This is a genomic window from Salipiger pentaromativorans (assembly GCF_024721115.1).
Classification (GTDB): domain Bacteria; phylum Pseudomonadota; class Alphaproteobacteria; order Rhodobacterales; family Rhodobacteraceae; genus Salipiger; species Salipiger pentaromativorans.
In genome coordinates, this window is the sequence record NZ_JAMDHK010000004.1 from 184,929 (window position 1) to 201,393 (window position 16,465).

Genomic DNA, 16,465 nt, shown 5'->3' on the forward strand with positions numbered 1-16,465 from the left:
GCGGGCCATGGACCTCTGGATCGTCGTCACCATCTCTGCCGCGTTCTTTCAGACGCTGCGTTTCATGCTGCAGAAGGTGCTGAGCATGGGCGGGCTCTCCGCCACCGGTGCCACCTTCGCGCGTTTCCTCTACGCACTGCCTGCTGCCGCGCTGGTCACCGGGCTCTATATCTTGGCGACCGGGCAGCGCTGGCCCGAGATGGGGGCGGGGTTCTGGCCCTATGCGGTGACCGGCGGGCTGGGGCAGATCCTGGCCACGGTCTGCGTCATCGCGATCTTCAAGCAGCGCAACTTTGCGGTGGGGATCACCTTCAAGAAGACCGAGGTGATCCAGACCGCGCTGGTCGGGCTCGTCCTGCTGGGCGAGCGCATCTCGCCGGCGGGCTGGGGCGCGATCCTGATCGGGCTGGTCGGCGTGCTGCTGCTGTCGGAGATGCCGGGGGCGGGCGGCTCGTGGCTGCGGCGGTTCGGCAACCGCACGGTGGTGCTGGGGCTTGCCTCGGGGTTCTTCTTTGCCTTCTCGGCGGTGGGCTATCGCGGCGCCTCGCTGACCGTGGCCTCCGAGGATCCGGTTCTGCGCGCCTCGGTCACGCTGCTTTGCGTGCTGCTGTTTCAGGTCGCGGCCATGGCGCTGTGGCTGCGCGGCGCCGAAAAGGGTCAGATCTCGGCGGTCTGGGGCACCCGGCGGATGGCGGTCTGGCTCGGTCTGGTCTCGATGGCGGGCAGCCTGTCGTGGTTCATTGCCTTCACCTTGCAGACCGCCGCCTATGTCCAAGCCATGGGGCAGATCGAGCTGGTGTTCTCGATCCTGGTTTCGGTGCTGTTCTTCAAGGAGCGGGTCACGATGCGGGAGCTTGCGGGGATCGGCTTTCTTGGGCTGTCGATCCTGGTGCTCGTGCTGGTGCTGTAAGCGGCGCGCGGCTCAGCGCATCGCGCAGCACGAGGGTGACCGTGACAAAGCTCACGTAAAGCAGCAGATACCACGAGCCCATCTTGGCAAAGCTCACCATCTCGAAATCCGCCTGTCCGGCATAGACCCAGGTGCCGGTGTTGGTGCCGACATTCTCGGCGATCCAGAGAAAGACCGAGGTCAGGCCGGCGGCCAGCGGCAGCGGCATCCAGCGTGTGCCGTGACCGGTGCTGAACCACACGCGGGTGCGGGCGTAGAGCAGCAGGGTCGCCGCCATCAGTAGATAGCGTGCATCGGGCAGGTAGTGATGGGCGAAGAAGTTCACATAGATCCCGATCGCCAGCAGCAGCGTTGTCCAGAACGGCGGGTAGGGGGCGAAGCGCATGTCGAAGATGCGGATCACCCGTGCCATGTAGGAGCCGACCGAGGCATACATGAAGCCCGAAAACAGGGGCACGCCCCAGAGCTTCAGCACCGCCGGTTCGGGATAGGCCCAGCTTCCGGCGCCGACCTTGAAGAACTCCATCGCGGTGCCGGTGAGGTGAAACAGCAGGATCACCTTGGCTTCGGCCAGCGTCTCCAGCCGAAAGAGCAGGAACCCCGCCTGTAGCGCCACCGCATAGACCAGCAGCGCATCGTAGCGCGCGACGGCCCAGCCGTCCTGCCAGATCGCCTTGCTGACCAGCAGTCCGGCCAGCATCAGCGCCCCGAACAGGCAGGCCCAACCCTGTTTCAGCACAAACATCACGGCTTCCTGCGCCCAGCGGGGCAGCAGGCCGCGCATCCAGTCGCCAAGCGCGCGTTCAAGAGAGCGGGTCGGTTTCATGGCGTCATATGGCGCGGTGGGCGCGGGCCTGTCGAGTGGGGAATACCGGCAGGGGCAGGGGGCCGCCTATGAGGGGCTGACGAGGGGCGCGGCCCTGGCGGCAAACCCACCGGGGCGAGGATCGGGCACGCGCGGCGCGTGCCGGCCCGCGTTTCTAGGGTGTGTGGCCCATGCATCCGGCTCCCCGTGTGCCGCCGTCCCTCTATACGACGAGCGACGGTCCCTGCGCGGGTTGCGCTGTGCCGATTGGGCAGGATCTGACGCTGTCGCGTCGTCCGGATGACATCGGCGGCGCGAGAGGCGGCAAGCGACCCGAACGGACCGTCCGGCCTGCGCTCGCGCCCGGCGATGGCCCCCTCCCCCCGGCTTCGGGGGCTCGGGCCGTCTCCTTGCCTTTTCCATCCGACCGGAGACGGGCGGCCCGCTCAGGGGGCAAGCTCTGTGGCCAGCAGATCCACGAATTGCCGCACTTTCGCATCGAGCAGCCGTCGGTGCGGGTAAAGCGCCATGATCTCGACCGATCCGGCATCGTGATCCGGCAAGACCTGCCTCAGATGATCCAAGCCCAGGTCGCGGCGCACCAGGCTTGCCGGCAGCAGGGCCAGCCCCATTCCGGCCAGCGCCGCTTCGCGCAGGGCTTCGCCGGAATCCATCCGGAGCCGGGATCGCCCGGCAACCCGCATCCAGGTGCCGTCGCGCTCCTGCATCTGCCAGGTCAGCCGCGCGCGCTGGTGACTGTGAATCAGCAGATCGTGCCGGCTCAGATGCTCGACACGTGTCGGAGGGTCGGTCCGGGCGAGGTAGGCGGGGCTTGCGCACAGCACCAGCGGTTCCCGCCGCAGGGTCCGGCAGATCAGCCCGGGGTTCGGGGTGCTGACACCGATGCGAATGGCCAGGTCGGTGCCGTCTGTCACCATGTCGGTGACGCGGTCGGAAAGGCTCATCTCCACCTGCACCTGTGGCCAGCGGTCGAGAAACCGCTGCACGACCGGCAGCACCAGCCGCCGCCCCAGAGCATCGGGCGCGCTGATCCGCAACTCACCACGCGGATCGCCCGCCCCCGTGGTGAGTTCACCGCCGATGCTGTCGAGCGTTTCGCGCAGCGCCAGCGCCTGGGCGTGCAGGCGGCGGCCATCTTCGGTCAGGCTCAGGGCGCGGGTGGTCCGGCGCAGAAGCCGGGTGCCGAAATGCGCCTCGAGCCGCGCGACGGCCTTGCCGGCGGCCGAGCGCGAGAGCCCCAGGCTCTGGCCGCCCGCAACAAAACTGCCCGCCTCCACGACCGCAAGGAAGGCCATCAACTCGTCTACCTGCGCGCCGCTCAGGGCCGTGCGCGTCATTGCCGCTTTCCAATCGTCATAGAATGGAATCCTGTTCGTCTTTGCTGGCGCATACATAAGGGTTCGGACCGCGCCTGTCAGCCAGCGCGCGGCCGATGAGACCGTTGAAAAGGAGAAGAGGATGGATCCCCTCACCCGCATGAACCCGCCCACGCTGCCCGACGCCGGGCGCGCCGGCTATTCGCAGATTTCGGTGGCCCCGCCCGGGCGGCTTGCCTTTGTCTCGGGGCAGGTCGCCTGGCGGCGCGACGGCGGCGCGGTGCCCGGCACGCTCGCGGAACAGACCCGCGTGGTGATCGAAAACCTGGGCCACGCACTGGCGGCGCTCGAGGCCGGGCCAGAGCAGATCGTGCAGATGCGTGCCTATACGACCGATCTGAGCCCCGAAACGCTGGAGCTTGTCATGACCCGGCTCGGTGCCTTCCTGGCCGGCGCCCGGCCAAGCCTGACGGGGGTCGGGGTGCGCTCTCTGGCGGCACCCGATCTGCTGCTCGAGGTGGAGATGGTGGTGAGCGTTCCGGGCTGACACCCGCGACCGCCCGCGCGCGACAGGGCCGGAGACCGCGCCGGCGCCGCCGCCGGCCGGCGCTCCGCCTTGCCGGCAGATCCGCCTCCCGCGGGCGCCGCCGGCCTGCGCGGGAGCGCGATCGCTGTCCGGGCGCCGTATCCCTGCACCGGACGGCCGCGTCGGCCGCCTCAAAACGGCTGCCGCTTCCGCATCTCCCGGGTTGCGCCTTCCCCCTCCCGGTGCGAGGTTCTGCCGGCATCAGCAGGAGAGAGACATGCCCTTCACCCTCGCCACCTGGAACATCAACTCCGTCCGTCTGCGCGAGGCACTGGTGGCCAAGCTCCTGACAGAAGAGGCGCCGGATGTGCTCTGCCTGCAGGAATGCAAGAGCCCGGTGGACAAGATCCCGATGGAGGCGTTCCGGGCGCTGGGCTACGGCCATATCGTGGCGCGCGGTCAGAAGGGCTATAACGGTGTGGCGATCCTGTCGAAACAGCCGCTGCGCGATCTGGGCGACAAGGATTTCGCGGATCTCGGCCATGCCCGCCATGTGGCCGCCGAGCTGGAAAACGGCGTGACGATCCACAATTTCTACGTCCCCGCGGGCGGGGATGTGCCCGACCGGGAGGTGAACGAGAAATTCGGCCAGAAGCTCGACTACCTCGCCGAGATGCGCGACTGGTTCCATGCGGAGAAGCCGGGCAAGGCGATCCTTGTGGGGGATCTCAATATCGCCCCGCGCGAAGACGACGTGTGGTCGCATAAACAGCTTCTGAAGGTGGTTTCGCACACCCCGGTCGAGGTCGAGGCGCTGGGGGCGACGCAGGAGGCGGGCGGCTGGGTCGACATCACCCGCAAGGACATTCCCGAGGGGCAGCTTTATTCCTGGTGGTCCTACCGCGCCCGCGACTGGGACGCGGCGGATAAGGGCCGCCGGCTCGATCACATCTGGGCCACGCCGGACATCGCGGGCGCGGGCCATAACAGCCGCATCCTGCGCGCCGCGCGCGGCTGGGAGAAACCCTCGGACCACGCGCCGGTGTTCGCGACCTTCGATCTCTGAACGAGCAGGGGTGCGCCGGGGGCGTGTCTGGCGGGATGTCGTTGGCTGGGTCCCGAGGCTATGACATGGTCAGAGTGTCTGCTGTGGGGGACAAGGTTGGTCGGTCGCGCCGGGCATCCCCTTGCAGGATGTTGCAAAGATCACGGGGCCAGCTCGGTCGCTGCCAGTGCAATGCCGAAGCCGACCAGGAAAACGCCGAAACCCCGGTCAATCCAATGACGTGCATCGAAAATACGCCGCTGGACAGGCGGAGCGCCAAAGAACAGGCTGACGATGGAGAACCACGCCACATGGGCCAGCGAAATGAACATTCCGTAGGCAAGTCTTGTCGCGAGCGGTGTATCTGCCTGAACGACCTGCATAAATAGGCTGACGATGAAGAGCGTTGTCTTGGGGTTCAATGCGTTGGTCAGGAAACCGACCCGCAAGGCGCCAAGGTCGGACAGGACCGTTTCGGTCGCGGAAACCGGTCCCTCAGCCTTGTGGCTCAAGAGCATCTTCGTTCCCAACCAGACGAGATAGGCCGCGCCGACCAGCTTCAGAATATCGAACAGAGCTGGTGTCTCCCGGATCAATACCCCGATACCAAGCAGCGTGTAGCTGACATGGACCAGGACGCCCGCACCAATGCCAAGCGCGGTCAGGATGCCCGCCCGGTGGGAAAGCGACAAAGAATTGCGCGACACCATGGCGAAGTCCGGTCCCGGACTGATGACGGCGAAGATCGTGATGGTGATGACAGCAATCCATTCGGTCATAGCGTTTCCTCAAGCTCTTCTCGCTGAGTAACCCGGCACCGACGGCAGCAAAAACGATGACTTCTAACAGAATGTGTGAGAATAAATGACACATGAGGCAACACATCACATCGCTCCCGGCACTGGCCTGTTTTCGGGTGGCCGCCGAACTTGAGAGCTTCAGCAAGGCGGCAGAACGTCTAAATCTGACGCATGGTGCGGTCAGCCGAGCGGTGCGTCTTCTGGAGGAGGACCTTGGAACGCCGCTGTTCGAGCGTCGCAATCGTGCGGTTTTTCTGACGGATGTCGGGCGCGGGCTGGCGCTTGTCGTCGGGCGGGGGCTTGGCGAGATCGAAGAGGAAGTGCAGCGCATCAAGGCCGAACAGGTCGATGCTCCGGTCACTGTTTCATGCGAACCGACGCTGATGATGCGCTGGCTCATTCCGCGAATGCCGCAGTTCCATGCGGCGCATCCGGCAGCCGATGTCCGCTTGCTTGCCGGTGGCGGACCGGTGTCGCTTGGGTCGGGCATCGACCTCGCCATTCGCCGAAATGATTTCACCTGGCCTGGGACCTACGTTGCGCGGCACCTGTTTGACGAACGGATCGGTCCAGTCTGCCGCCCCGACATGGCTGCGGTTTTTTTCGATGCGGGCCGGATCAAGGCGGATGCGACGCTGCTGCATACACGCTCACGCCCGTCGGCCTGGGCGACATGGGCAGAAAACACCCGCGAACCCCGTCTCTCCGGCCCTGGACAGAACTTTGAGCATTTTTATTTCAGCTTGCAGGCTGCCGTGGCGGGTCTGGGCGTTGCCATGGGGCCATGGCATCTGGTGCAGAACGACATTCGGGATGGGCTTCTCGTCGCACCGCAGGGGTTTTGCGAGGACGGCAGCGCCTATTTCCTACTGTCGGCACGGGAACCGAAAGGCGGCTCAGTGTCCGAGATATTCGGAGACTGGCTGAGAGCAGTGGCGCATGACGAAGGCGCTTCGCCAATGGCCCAAGCTCAGCACGGCTGATCTCTAGGGGCTCGGAGGAGGTCTTCGTCACGCCGCGAACCCCCGATTGCCGCGGTCGTCTATTTTGACCCGACCTATCAGGGACGGCGGTGCTTGCTCCGCTGATCGGACCGCGCCGGGGAACCCAAGCCCCCTGTCAGGGTTGATCAAAGCCCTGTACAAGCGAACCCATGATCTTCTCCGACCTGCGCATCCTCTGGTCCCTCGTCATCGCGGTCCTGCTGCCCATCTTCGTGGCGCTTGCGATCTGGCGGGTCCTGCGCCATGCGCGCACACCGCAGGGTTCGGTCGCCTGGGTGGTCTTTCTGCTGGCCTCGCCCTGGTTCGCGCTGCCCGCCTATCTGCTTTTCGGCCACCACAAGCTGCATGGCTACACCAAGCAGCGCCGCGCCAGCCACGAGGCGATGAAACGGCTGGGGTCTTATGCAAAGGCGGTGCGCCCGCGCGACGCCCTGCCGGAGCACCGGCTGTTCGAGCGGCTGGCCGGGCTGCCGGTGGTCGGCGGCAACGAGCTTGAGCTGCTGATTGACGGCGAGGCGGTGTTTGCGGCGATCTTCGCCGCCATCGACCGGGCGGAAACCTATGTGCTGGTGCAGTATTACACCATCGCCGACGATGCGACGGGCGGCGCGCTGGCCGACCGTCTCATCGCCGCCGCCGGGCGCGGCGTCACGGTGCGGGTGATCTATGACGGCGTCGGCAGTTACGGGCTTTCGGGGACGTGGCGGGCGCGGCTGATGCAGGCCGGGGTGCAGGTGCTCGACCCGCGCCATGCGCGCGGCCCGACCTCGCGCCTGCAGGTGAATTTCCGCAACCACCGCAAGACGGTGATCGTGGACGGGCGGGAAGGCTTTCTTGGCGGGCTTAACATGTCCGACACCTATCGCGGGTTGAATGCCAAGTTCGGTGCCTGGCGCGATACGCATCTGCAGCTCCGAGGACCGGCGGTGGCGCAGCTCCAGCTCGCCTATATCGAGGACTGGCACTGGGCCACCGGCGAGGCGCTGGGGCCATCGCTGTTCTGGACGCCCGCGCCGCGCGAGGACGGCGCGGACGCGGTGATCGTGCCCTGCGGCCCGGTGGACACGCTCGACACCGGGGCGCTCTATTACTTCGCCGCGATCTCGGAGGCGCGCGAACGGGTGTGGATCGCCTCGCCCTATTTCGTGCCCGACGGCGATATTCTCTCGGCGCTGAAGACGGCGGCGCTGCGCGGCTGCGATGTGCGCGTACTGGTGCCCGAGCGGCGCGACCACTGGCCCACCTGGCTGGCCGCCTTCGCCTATTTCGACGAGGTGCGCGAGGCGGGGGTGAAGGTCTATCGCTATCAGCCGGGCTTCATGCATCAGAAGGTGGTGCTGACCGACGATAGGCTGGTGGGGATCGGCACCGCCAATCTCGACAACCGCTCGTTCCGGCTGAATTTCGAGACCATGGCGACGGTCTTCGACCATGAGTTCGCGCAAGAGGTGGCGGCGATGCTGGAGACCGATTTCGCCGCCGCCGAGCCGGTCGCGAAGACGCTGGGCGAGCAGCCGCTCTGGCTGCGGGCCGGGGCGCTTCTGGCGCGGCTGATGGCGCCGGTGTTGTGAGGAAAAGATGCGGTTGAAACTGGCCAGCTACAACATTCGCAAGGCGGTGGGGCTCGACCGGCGCCGCGATCCGGCACGGATCCTGACGGTGCTGAACGGCATCGGCGCCGATGTGGTCATGCTTCAGGAGGCCGATCTGCGGCTGGGCGCCCGGCCCGCCGCGATTCCGCGTTTCCTGATCGCGCAGGAGACCGATTACGAGGTGGTCGATCTGTCGGTGAATGACGTGAGCCTCGGCTGGCATGGCAATGCGGTGCTGCTGCGCCGGGGGCTGGAGCCGCAGAGCGTGAAGCGGATCGACCTGCCGGGGCTGGAACCGCGCGGCGCGGTGCAGGTCGATGTGGCGGGGCTGACGCTGGTGGGGGCGCATCTGGGGCTCATGCGGCGTTACCGGCTGTTGCAGATGACCGCGATCCGCGAGCATCTGCGCGGGCACGAGGCGCGGACCTTTATCGCGGGCGATTTCAACGAATGGTCCGACATCCGCGGTTACGAGCCCTGGGAGACGGAGTTTCGGCTCGTGCTGCCGGGGCGCAGCTATCACGCGGCACGGCCCTTCGTGGCGCTCGACGGCTTCGCTTATGGCGCCGGGCTGACCATCGCGCAGATGGGGGTGGAGCGTTCGGGTCCGGCACGGGTGGCCTCCGACCACCTGCCGATCTGGGCCGAGCTGGAGCGGCGATAGAGCCGGCTGCCGCCGCGCTGGGTGTCATGCGTCCGGCGTGCAGACGCGGATACGGTGTCCGTCGGGGTCCAGCGCCACGAAGGTCAGGCCGAACACCGCTTCGGCGGGCGGCTGCTCGATGATGACGCCGGCAGCGCGCCACCGGTTGTGCAATGCCTGCACCTCGTCGTCGCTCGCCACCAAGAAGGCAATTTCGCAGCGGTGCCCGCTGCCGCCGGAAAGAAAATCCTGTGCGCTGGTGGACCAGAGGCCGACGCTCGTGCCGTTCTCGAAGGCAAAGGAGACATAGCTCGGAAAACGCGCCGCAGGCGGTGCGCCAAACAGTGTTTCGTAAAAAACGGCGCTTTCCAACGGATCGGTCACATAGAGCAGGAAAAGGGACGGGGTCGGCATGGCGCGCTCCTTTGGCAGCGTGGGTCTCGGGAAGCGGATACCGCGCGCTCCTGTCAGGAAACGGCGGGAAGGCCCGGTGCAGCGACGGCGCCGTGCGGTGCAAAATGCGCTGTCGGGCACCTTCGAAAGCCCGCAAAGGACGCCGAAAGCGGGCCCCTATCTGCTATGCCGCAGGGCTCGACCCTTGCAAGATCGGGGGGCATGGGCCATTTCTCTCAGCAAAGTGACCGCAAGCAGCGGAGGATAAGATGCTGGAACTGGGTGGCAAGACGCAGGCGCCGACGGGCGATCTGATCAAGGATGTGTCCGAGGCCGATTTCATGGCCGAGGTGGTGGACAAGTCGCAGGAGGTCCCGGTCATCGTGGATTTCTGGGCGCCCTGGTGCGGCCCCTGCAAGCAGCTTGGCCCGGCGCTGGAAGAGGCGGTGAAGGCCGCCAAGGGCGCCGTGGTGATGGCCAAGGTGAACGTGGACGAGAACCAGATGATCGCGGGCCAGCTACGCATCCAGTCGATCCCCACGGTCTATGCCTTCTGGAAGGGCCAGCCGGTCGACGGGTTTCAGGGCGCGCTGCCCGGCTCCGAGCTGAAGGCGTTTATCGACCGGGTCATCCAGGCGGCGGGCGGCGACGCCAGCGGCGGGCTCGACGAGGCGGTCGATGCTGCCGAGGAAATGCTGGAGCAGGGCGCGGCCACCGACGCGGCGCAGACCTTTGCCGCGATCCTCGAGGAAGACCCCGAGAACGCCCGCGCCTATGGCGGCTTTGTCCGCGCGCATATCGCCCTCTCCGATCTCGACCAGGCAGAGGCGATCCTGAACGGCGCGCCGGTCTCGATCTCGAAAAGCGCCGAGCTGGAAGCGGCTCATGCGCAGCTTGAACTCGCCAAACAGGCGGCGGATGCGGGCCCGGTGGGCGAGCTTCAGGCCAAGGTCGATGCCGATCCGACCGATCTTCAGGCGCGGTTCGATCTGGCGCAGGCGCTTTACGCCAAGGGCGATGCCGAAGCCGCGGTCGAGCAGCTTCTGGAGGTCTTCAAGCGGGACCGCGAGTGGAACGATGGCGCGGCCAAGGCGCAGCTCTTCACCATTTTCGAAGCGCTGAAGCCGAACGATCCGGTGGTTCTGCACGGGCGGCGCAAGCTCAGCTCGATGATATTTGCCTGACGGCGCATGCGGGCTAGCTCGCTCTTCATGTCCAGGCGTTTCGACCTTCCGGGCACGATCCCGGTCTTTCCCCTTCCCGGCGCGCTGCTATTGCCGCGCGCCCGGCTGCCCCTGCATATCTTCGAGCCACGCTATCTGGCGATGCTCGACGACGCGCTGAAGACCGAGGCGCGGATCATCGGCATGATCCAGCCCGACCGCATGGCCGAACGCGACGGCGGCACCGGGCTGCACCGCATCGGCTGCGCGGGCCGCGTGACGCAGTTCTCGGAGACCGAGGACGGGCGCTATATGATCACGCTCACTGGCCTGTCGCGCTTCCGCGTGTCGCGCGAGGTCGAGGGGTTCACCCCCTACCGCCGCTGCGAGGTGAGCTGGGAGGGGTTCGAGCGCGATCTGGAGAGCGGCGACAGCGATCCCTGCTTCGACCGGGGCGCCTTTCTCAAACTGCTCGACCGCTATTTCGACGCGCGCGGGCTGTCGGCGGACTGGGCGACGCTGAAAGAGGCCGATGACGAGCTGCTGATCAACTCGCTGTCGATGCTTCTGGAATTCGCGGTCGAGGACAAGCAGGCGCTGCTCGAGGCGCCGTCGTTGCAGACCCGGCGGGAAACGCTGGTGACGCTGATCGAATATGCCCTGCGGGGCGGCGGAGAGGATAATATCCAATGAGTGACGCAGTGACCGCGCCCCAGGCGCCCGGATTCGACCGCCGCATGCTGGAGGCGCTGGTGTGCCCGGCGACGCAGGGTACGCTGGACTACGATGCCGAGCGGCAGGAGCTTGTCAGCCGCGCGGCGGGTCTGGCCTTTCCGATCCGCGACGGCATACCGGTGATGCTGGTCGATGAGGCGCGGCGACTGGAGGATTGAGGTCCGGTTGCGGGTCTCGGTGTCGCGTGAGGAGAGTGCCATGGGGCGGAAGGTGATTTTGGTGGGGCTGGTCTTGGCCGGACATGCAGGGCTGCCCGCTTCGGCGGCGCCGGAGGCCGAAGCCTATTGGACGCAGTCCTGCGCCCGCTGCCATCGTGACGTGGTGGCGCTGACCGCGCCCTACGCCGGGCGCGACCCGCAAGAGGCGGCGGCAGAGCTCGACAGCTTCCTTGCCCGCCACCGCGCGCCGGATGCCGCGCTGCGGGCGGCGCTGATCGACTGGCTGCTGTCTCAGGTCAGCGAATAGGCGGCGATGGCGGCGCTCAGCGCGGCGAAGAGCAGTGTGAACCCGCCGAGCATCCGCTTGTCTTTCCTCGATAGTGCTCCGGAGCCGTAGCTGAACCGCTCGTAGTCGATCTGCGACAGTGGCACCCCCATCCCGGCCAGCAAATCGGTGAGCGAGGTCATCAGCGGGCCTGGCCCGCAGATCAGCACCTCGGTCTGCGCCGGGTCGAGCCCGTCGAGCAAACGCTGCATCTGCGCTTTGCCCAGCCGCCCTTGTGCGACCCCGTCGCCGGTGCCCGTGCTGGCCATCAGCAGCGGCGTGACATTCAGCGCCTCGAGTGCCGGGCGCAGCATCTCCTGCGGGATCATGTCCTTGGTGTCATGCGCGGAATAGGCAAAGCGCACGGGGCAGGCGCTGCCGCGATGGGCCAGATCGGTCAGGATCGAGAGGGCCGGCGCGATCCCCACGCCTCCGGCAATCAGCACCAGCCCGCCGCGCGGCTTGCCGCTGGGGCCGAAGCTGCCATGCGGCCCGTCGATGCCCACCCGCGTACCCGGCGTGACGCTGCCGAGCGAGGAGGTGAAATCGCCGACCTCCTGAATCAGCAGGCGAAGCTGTGGGTCATGCGGGGCCGAGGCGATGGAGAACGGGTGATCGTGCAGCGGCAACCGCCGCCCACCCACACTGGCCCAAACGAATTGTCCGGGGCGGAACCGCAGCCGGTGTCCCTGCGGGTTGTCGAGCGTCAGCTCCCAGATACGCGGGGTCAGCTTGCGCACCCCCGCCACGGTCCAACAGTCGCGGGCGGGGCGCGTCAGCCGTTTCACATAGACCCAGAGCGCGGGCAGGGTGACCGCCAGCGCAAAGCCGATCCAGAGCGCGGTGCCCGCCGGGCCCATGCGCCCGTCGCCGAGGATGTGCCAGACCAGCAGGGCCACCAGCGCCACGGCGCCAAGCGCGTGGCTGGCGCGCCAGATCTGGTAGCGTGCCGGCAGACGGTCGCGCAGCAGCGCCAATACGACCAGCAGCACCAGGAGGAGGAGCGCGAACCGCGCATCCCAAAGCGTGTCCGAGGTGGCGTAGAAGAGCAGCCGCCGGGTCACGCGATAGGGGCGCTCGGGATCGGGCAGGCCGATGAGGAAGGCCACATGCGCCAATGCAAACGCCAACGCCACGGGAGCGGCCCATTTGTGAAACGCCATGGTGATGTCGATGCCGATCCGGCCCGAGACGGCCTCGAACCGCCCGCTGGAGATCATTTGCAGCAGGATCATCCCTGCCGCCACGGTGCCCGTCGCAGCAGCGAATTGCATGGTCACATGGCGATGCGCTTCGCCCGCCGCTGCGGCAAACGCCAAGGGCAGCAGCACCGCGCCGGTATAAAGCAGCGCAAGGATCAGGGGCGGAAGGCCCCGGCGGCGGGGAAGATCGGTCATCTTGGCCTCCCAAGGAATGGCGCCGAGTCTACCCTGCCAACCTTGCCGCAGCCTTGAGCGGGGTCAAAGCGTGGTGTCGAGCGCGCGGCGGAAAACGGCCGGATCGACATTGCCGCCCGAAACCGTGCAGATCACCGCATCGCCCTCGATCTCGTCAGGACGGAAGAGCGCGGAGGCCAGCGCCACCGCGCCGCCCGGCTCGGCGACGATCTTGAGATGGCGGAAGGCGGCCTGCATGGCGCGCAGGGCCTCTTCTTCGGACACGGCAAGGCCCGGCCCGCAGAGGCGCTGCATGATCGGGAAGGTCAGGTTGCCCGGCTGCGGCGTGACGATCGCGTCGCAGATATTGCCGGAAAGCTGGTTGTTGCGTTCGATCCCGCCCGAGGCGAGCGAGCGTTTCACATCGTCAAACCCTTCGGGTTCCGCAGGCCGCACCCGCAGGCCCGGCGCCTTGGCCTCCAGCGCCAGCGCGATGCCCGAAGTGAGCCCGCCGCCACCGCAGCAGACGATCACATCCGCCTCGGTCACGCCTTCCTCCGCCGCCTGTTCGGCGATCTCCAGCCCGCAGGTGCCCTGACCCGCGATGACCAGCGGCTCGTCGAACGGTTTGATCAGCGTCAGCCCGCGCTCTTCCGCGAGCTTGGCGCCAAGCGCGTCGCGGTCTTCGTTGGCACGGTCATAGGGCACGACCTCGGCGCCCAACCCCTTGGTGCCCGCGACCTTCGCGGCGGGCGCGTCCGAGGGCATGATGATCACGGCGGGAATGCCATGGGCGCGGGCGGCGGCGGCGATGCCCTGCGCATGGTTGCCCGAGGAAAACGCGATAACCCCACGCTTGCGGATCTCTGGGTCAAGCGCCGAAATCGCCGACCAGCCGCCGCGGAACTTGAAGCTGCCGGTGTGTTGCAGGCACTCGGCCTTGACCAGCACGCGGCGGCCCGCGATCTCGTCGAGGAAGGGGGAGGAGAGCAGCGGCGTGCGGCGGGCGTGACCGGCCAGCCGCAGAGCGGCGGCCTCGATACGGGCGATGTCCATGTGGGGTATCCTGTCGGCTTGTTCCGGCGGCAAGGTGCGCCCGGCGGTCCGGGGTGTCAACGGGGGTTGCCCTGCAAGGCGGCGCCGGGCAGGAGTCGGGTCATGATCGAGCGGCATCATCAGGCGGAAGACGTGAGCTCGCGGGCGCTCTATTCGCCCTGCGAGCGCTACCGCTACGGGCTGGAGCGGGTCTGGGGCGACGGGCCCATGCTGCTTTACATCATGCTGAACCCCTCGACGGCGGACGAGCTGCGCAACGATCCCACCATCGAACGCTGCCAGCGCCGCGCGGGGCAGCTCGGCTTCGGCGCCATGCGGATCGCCAATCTCTTCGCCTGGCGCGCCACCCGGCCCGAGGATCTGCGCCGGGCCGAGGCGCCGGTGGGGCCGGAGAACGACGCGCTTCTACAGACCTGGCAGGGCGAGGCGGATATGACGCTGGCGGCCTGGGGCGTGCATGGCGCGCATCTGGGGCGCGGCCCGGAGATGGCGGCGGCGCTCGGAGGGGCGCTGCATCATCTGGGGCTGACCCGCGACGGGCATCCGCGCCACCCGCTCTACGTCTCCTACAAGGTGCAGCCCGAACCCTGGCCCGCCGCCGCGCGCTATGCGGAAACCGCGGCGGCGTTTTCCGGCGGTTAACCTTCCTCTGCGAAATCCGTTGAAGGGCTGTCGGCGATCGGGGAAGATCGCCGCGCGCCTGATATGTGAGGATGGCGGATGCTGTGGTTGGCCGGTTTGATGGGAATGATGGTGCTGGGATCGGTCGCGGTCATCGGCACGCAAGACACGTCGCCGGACGAAGATGTCGGCGATGGCGATCTGCCCGAAGACCTGCATGCCGGGCCGGAAGAGGCGTCCGCAGATCCGGAGGCCGCCGCTTCGGCCAGGGCTGAGACGGGGGGCGGGGGTCTGATCGCCTCCGGCACGCCGGGGGACGATACGCTGATCGGCACGGAGCGGACCGACCTGCTGGGCGGGTCCGACGGCGACGATCTGGTCGATGGGCGCGGCGACGATGACGAGCTTCTGGGCGGTGACGGGTCCGATACGGTGATCGGCGGCGCGGGCAACGACACGTTGCATGGCGATGGCGGCAGCGATCTGCTGCTGGGGCTCGAGGGCAACGATGTGCTTTATGCCCATGACGGGGGTGGCACGCTCGATGGCGGCGCCGGCGACGACGAGCTGCAAAGCGGGCAAGCCGCCGACTCGCTGCTGGGCGGCACCGGAAACGACGCGCTGCACGGGCGTGAGGGCGACGACACCCTGCGCGGCGGGCTTGGATTGGATACGCTGTTCGGCGGCTGGGACAACGACGCCCTGTCGGGGGTGGAGCGGGATGCGGCGGGTTCTGACCGCGACGGGCAGGATTTTCTCAACGGCGGCGATGGTGACGACACGCTGGAGATCGGCGCGGGCGATGTGGCAACGGGCGGCGAGGGGGCCGACCTGTTCATGCTCGGGCATTGGGGTGCCGGGGGCGAGACGGCCACGCTGATGGATTTCGATGCCGCGCAGGACCAGATGCTGGTCGTCTATGACGACAGCGCCGGCGATGCCGTGCCCGAGCTGGAACTGCGGGCCAGCCCCGATACGCCAGGCATGATGGAGCTCCTGCTGGACGGCGCCGTGCTGGCGGTGATGCCAGAGGCGGATGCTCCGGACCCGGACAGCATCGTTCTTGTCGGAGAAAGCATGGCACCGGCGCTGGGCGCGGCCTCGCCGGCGCCCTGAGGGGGCGTCACACGGGGGGAGGACAAGGCGCGGGCTGCGCCTTACCGTCTGCGCGCCTGCGGTTCAGAGACCGCCGCGCAGCTTGTCTGCCGGCGTATTGTGGCGGTCGCTTCGACCTTGCGAGGACCAGGCGCATGCTCTCCCGGAGTACGAGGGCAGGTCACACTGTGCGTGGCCAGGGGGCAACCGGTGGGCCGCAACCGGATACGGCGTCTGCGCGGCGCTAGGCGGCGAGGCTGCCGCCTGCTGGCCGTGTCTTGCGCTGCGGGTCTGGCTGCTGTTTCGGTGGGCGAGGGCCGCAGGGGGCACTTGGGATTTTCCTTTTCATCGGCGTGGAATCGCCCTATACGCGCGCATCCGCTCGACGACCGAGCGGCTTTCTCCACGGGCCCTGCTGGACGACATCCCGGCTTGCGCCATCCACACCAACCTTCGAAGGAGACCCCGATGTCGATCACTGCCGAAGAAAAAACCAAGCTGATGACGGAATACGCCACCAAGGAAGGCGACACCGGTTCGCCCGAGGTGCAGGTGGCCATCCTGACCAGCCGTATTTCGACCCTGACCGAGCACTTCAAGACCCACAAGAAGGACAACCACTCGCGCCGTGGCCTTCTGAAGCTCGTGGCTCAGCGCCGCAAGCTGCTGGACTACCTGAAGGGCAAGGACGAAGGCCGTTACCAGAGCCTGATCCAGCGTCTGGGCATCCGCCGCTGACGCCAAGGCCTCGGCGGGCGCCCCGCCCGCCCAACGCTTTGCAGCGCCCGTTCCGATTGGAGCGGGCGTTTTCTTTTGCCGTCCTCGCGCGGTCGTCCGCATCCGCCTCGCGCAGTCCGCGAGAGCGCGCCGAGCGCGGGCCC

19 protein-coding genes are annotated in these 16,465 nt (G+C 67.4%); 13 read left to right on the forward strand and 6 right to left on the reverse strand.

All coding sequences use genetic code 11. The features are described from left to right. Positions 1-7 precede the first annotated feature (7 nt). The gene (locus tag M4578_RS09195; protein WP_258093150.1) at positions 8-910 is read left to right on the forward strand and encodes a DMT family transporter; all 903 of its coding nucleotides are present in this window, start codon (positions 8-10) and stop codon (positions 908-910) included. Here M4578_RS09195 and M4578_RS09200 read toward each other — a convergent pair. Next, on the reverse strand, positions 840-1,736 hold the full coding sequence (locus tag M4578_RS09200; RefSeq protein ID WP_258093151.1) for a DUF817 domain-containing protein: 897 nt from the start codon (positions 1,734-1,736) through the stop codon (positions 840-842). The genes M4578_RS09195 and M4578_RS09200 overlap by 71 nt on opposite strands. A 425-nt stretch (positions 1,737-2,161) precedes the next feature. Further along, positions 2,162-3,073, reverse strand: coding sequence for a LysR family transcriptional regulator (locus M4578_RS09205; RefSeq protein WP_258093152.1), 912 nt, complete (start codon positions 3,071-3,073; stop codon positions 2,162-2,164). A gap of 121 nt (positions 3,074-3,194) precedes the next feature. Here M4578_RS09205 and M4578_RS09210 point away from each other — a divergent pair, with 121 nt between their 5' ends. Both M4578_RS09210 and M4578_RS09215 read left to right on the forward strand, forming a co-directional pair. Then, positions 3,195-3,599, forward strand: coding sequence for a RidA family protein (locus M4578_RS09210; RefSeq protein WP_258093153.1), 405 nt, complete (start codon positions 3,195-3,197; stop codon positions 3,597-3,599). 256 nt (positions 3,600-3,855) lie between these two features. Next, on the forward strand, positions 3,856-4,644 hold the full coding sequence (locus M4578_RS09215) for an exodeoxyribonuclease III (RefSeq protein WP_258093154.1): 789 nt from the start codon (positions 3,856-3,858) through the stop codon (positions 4,642-4,644). 140 nt (positions 4,645-4,784) lie between these two features. Here the strand turns inward: M4578_RS09215 and M4578_RS09220 are convergent, their stop codons facing one another. Next, on the reverse strand, positions 4,785-5,402 hold the full coding sequence (locus tag M4578_RS09220; protein WP_258093155.1) for a LysE family translocator: 618 nt from the start codon (positions 5,400-5,402) through the stop codon (positions 4,785-4,787). A 92-nt stretch (positions 5,403-5,494) separates the two neighbouring features. Here M4578_RS09220 and M4578_RS09225 point away from each other — a divergent pair, with 92 nt between their 5' ends. From M4578_RS09225 to M4578_RS09235, 3 genes are all read left to right on the forward strand, one after another. Further along, positions 5,495-6,406 (forward strand): LysR family transcriptional regulator, encoded by a 912-nt coding sequence (locus tag M4578_RS09225; protein WP_258093156.1) that lies wholly within the window; start codon positions 5,495-5,497, stop codon positions 6,404-6,406. Positions 6,407-6,576: 170 nt separating this feature from the next. Beyond that, positions 6,577-7,998, forward strand: coding sequence for a cardiolipin synthase (gene cls / locus M4578_RS09230; protein WP_258093157.1), 1,422 nt, complete (start codon positions 6,577-6,579; stop codon positions 7,996-7,998). Positions 7,999-8,005: 7 nt separating this feature from the next. Beyond that, positions 8,006-8,683, forward strand: coding sequence for an endonuclease/exonuclease/phosphatase family protein (locus M4578_RS09235; RefSeq protein WP_258093158.1), 678 nt, complete (start codon positions 8,006-8,008; stop codon positions 8,681-8,683). Between the two features lie 24 nt (positions 8,684-8,707). Here the strand turns inward: M4578_RS09235 and M4578_RS09240 are convergent, their stop codons facing one another. After that, a complete protein-coding gene (locus M4578_RS09240) occupies positions 8,708-9,076 on the reverse strand; it encodes a VOC family protein (RefSeq protein ID WP_258093159.1) in 369 nt (122 codons plus the stop codon). 248 nt (positions 9,077-9,324) lie between these two features. Here M4578_RS09240 and trxA point away from each other — a divergent pair, with 248 nt between their 5' ends. From trxA to M4578_RS09260, 4 genes are read left to right on the forward strand one after another with little or no spacing between them, the layout of a single operon-like run. Next, positions 9,325-10,239, forward strand: coding sequence for a thioredoxin (gene trxA, locus M4578_RS09245; RefSeq protein WP_258093160.1), 915 nt, complete (start codon positions 9,325-9,327; stop codon positions 10,237-10,239). A gap of 27 nt (positions 10,240-10,266) precedes the next feature. Beyond that, on the forward strand, positions 10,267-10,911 hold the full coding sequence (locus M4578_RS09250; protein WP_258093161.1) for an LON peptidase substrate-binding domain-containing protein: 645 nt from the start codon (positions 10,267-10,269) through the stop codon (positions 10,909-10,911). Beyond that, positions 10,908-11,111: a Trm112 family protein gene (locus tag M4578_RS09255; protein WP_258093162.1), complete on the forward strand. Its 204-nt coding sequence runs from the start codon at positions 10,908-10,910 to the stop codon at positions 11,109-11,111. Before M4578_RS09250 ends, M4578_RS09255 begins: the two co-directional genes overlap by 4 nt. Before the next feature lie 40 nt (positions 11,112-11,151). Then, positions 11,152-11,418: a hypothetical protein gene (locus M4578_RS09260; protein WP_258093163.1), complete on the forward strand. Its 267-nt coding sequence runs from the start codon at positions 11,152-11,154 to the stop codon at positions 11,416-11,418. On the opposite strand, the gene M4578_RS09265 is transcribed toward M4578_RS09260, so the two are convergent. Continuing rightward, complete coding sequence (locus tag M4578_RS09265) at positions 11,403-12,833, reverse strand: ferredoxin reductase family protein (RefSeq protein WP_258093164.1); 1,431 nt, start codon at positions 12,831-12,833, stop codon at positions 11,403-11,405. The genes M4578_RS09260 and M4578_RS09265 overlap by 16 nt on opposite strands. A gap of 63 nt (positions 12,834-12,896) precedes the next feature. Then, entirely contained in the window at positions 12,897-13,868 is a 972-nt protein-coding gene (locus tag M4578_RS09270; RefSeq protein WP_258093165.1) for a threonine ammonia-lyase, read from the reverse strand. A 102-nt stretch (positions 13,869-13,970) separates the two neighbouring features. Between M4578_RS09270 and M4578_RS09275 the strand changes: the two genes are divergently transcribed. The 3 genes from M4578_RS09275 (at position 13,971) to rpsO (ending at position 16,322) form a co-directional block, all read left to right on the forward strand. Then, complete coding sequence (locus M4578_RS09275; protein ID WP_258093166.1) at positions 13,971-14,510, forward strand: DUF1643 domain-containing protein; 540 nt, start codon at positions 13,971-13,973, stop codon at positions 14,508-14,510. Between the two features lie 78 nt (positions 14,511-14,588). Beyond that, positions 14,589-15,605 carry a calcium-binding protein gene (locus M4578_RS09280; RefSeq protein WP_258093167.1) on the forward strand — a complete coding sequence of 339 codons (1,017 nt, stop codon included), beginning with the start codon at positions 14,589-14,591 and terminating at the stop codon, positions 15,603-15,605. Positions 15,606-16,052: 447 nt separating this feature from the next. Continuing rightward, positions 16,053-16,322 carry a 30S ribosomal protein S15 gene (rpsO, locus tag M4578_RS09285; RefSeq protein WP_258093168.1) on the forward strand — a complete coding sequence of 90 codons (270 nt, stop codon included), beginning with the start codon at positions 16,053-16,055 and terminating at the stop codon, positions 16,320-16,322. The last annotated feature ends 143 nt before the right edge of the window (positions 16,323-16,465 follow it).

Bases quoted from the DNA above. Each gene is read 5' to 3' on its own strand.
- M4578_RS09235 (WP_258093158.1), top strand. From the start codon at position 8,006: ATGCGGTTGAAACTGGCCAGCTACAACATTCGCAAGGCGGTGGGGCTC.
- M4578_RS09195 (WP_258093150.1), top strand. From the start codon at position 8: ATGGACCTCTGGATCGTCGTCACCATCTCTGCCGCGTTCTTTCAGACG.
- cls (WP_258093157.1), top strand. From the start codon at position 6,577: ATGATCTTCTCCGACCTGCGCATCCTCTGGTCCCTCGTCATCGCGGTC.
- M4578_RS09250 (WP_258093161.1), top strand. From the start codon at position 10,267: ATGTCCAGGCGTTTCGACCTTCCGGGCACGATCCCGGTCTTTCCCCTT.
- M4578_RS09265 (WP_258093164.1), bottom strand. From the start codon at position 12,833: ATGACCGATCTTCCCCGCCGCCGGGGCCTTCCGCCCCTGATCCTTGCG.
- M4578_RS09210 (WP_258093153.1), top strand. From the start codon at position 3,195: ATGGATCCCCTCACCCGCATGAACCCGCCCACGCTGCCCGACGCCGGG.
- M4578_RS09255 (WP_258093162.1), top strand. From the start codon at position 10,908: ATGAGTGACGCAGTGACCGCGCCCCAGGCGCCCGGATTCGACCGCCGC.
- M4578_RS09275 (WP_258093166.1), top strand. From the start codon at position 13,971: ATGATCGAGCGGCATCATCAGGCGGAAGACGTGAGCTCGCGGGCGCTC.
- M4578_RS09200 (WP_258093151.1), bottom strand. From the start codon at position 1,736: ATGAAACCGACCCGCTCTCTTGAACGCGCGCTTGGCGACTGGATGCGC.
- trxA (WP_258093160.1), top strand. From the start codon at position 9,325: ATGCTGGAACTGGGTGGCAAGACGCAGGCGCCGACGGGCGATCTGATC.
- M4578_RS09280 (WP_258093167.1), top strand. From the start codon at position 14,589: ATGCTGTGGTTGGCCGGTTTGATGGGAATGATGGTGCTGGGATCGGTC.
- M4578_RS09270 (WP_258093165.1), bottom strand. From the start codon at position 13,868: ATGGACATCGCCCGTATCGAGGCCGCCGCTCTGCGGCTGGCCGGTCAC.
- M4578_RS09225 (WP_258093156.1), top strand. From the start codon at position 5,495: ATGAGGCAACACATCACATCGCTCCCGGCACTGGCCTGTTTTCGGGTG.
- M4578_RS09240 (WP_258093159.1), bottom strand. From the start codon at position 9,076: ATGCCGACCCCGTCCCTTTTCCTGCTCTATGTGACCGATCCGTTGGAA.
- M4578_RS09205 (WP_258093152.1), bottom strand. From the start codon at position 3,073: ATGACGCGCACGGCCCTGAGCGGCGCGCAGGTAGACGAGTTGATGGCC.
- M4578_RS09260 (WP_258093163.1), top strand. From the start codon at position 11,152: ATGGGGCGGAAGGTGATTTTGGTGGGGCTGGTCTTGGCCGGACATGCA.
- rpsO (WP_258093168.1), top strand. From the start codon at position 16,053: ATGTCGATCACTGCCGAAGAAAAAACCAAGCTGATGACGGAATACGCC.
- M4578_RS09220 (WP_258093155.1), bottom strand. From the start codon at position 5,402: ATGACCGAATGGATTGCTGTCATCACCATCACGATCTTCGCCGTCATC.
- M4578_RS09215 (WP_258093154.1), top strand. From the start codon at position 3,856: ATGCCCTTCACCCTCGCCACCTGGAACATCAACTCCGTCCGTCTGCGC.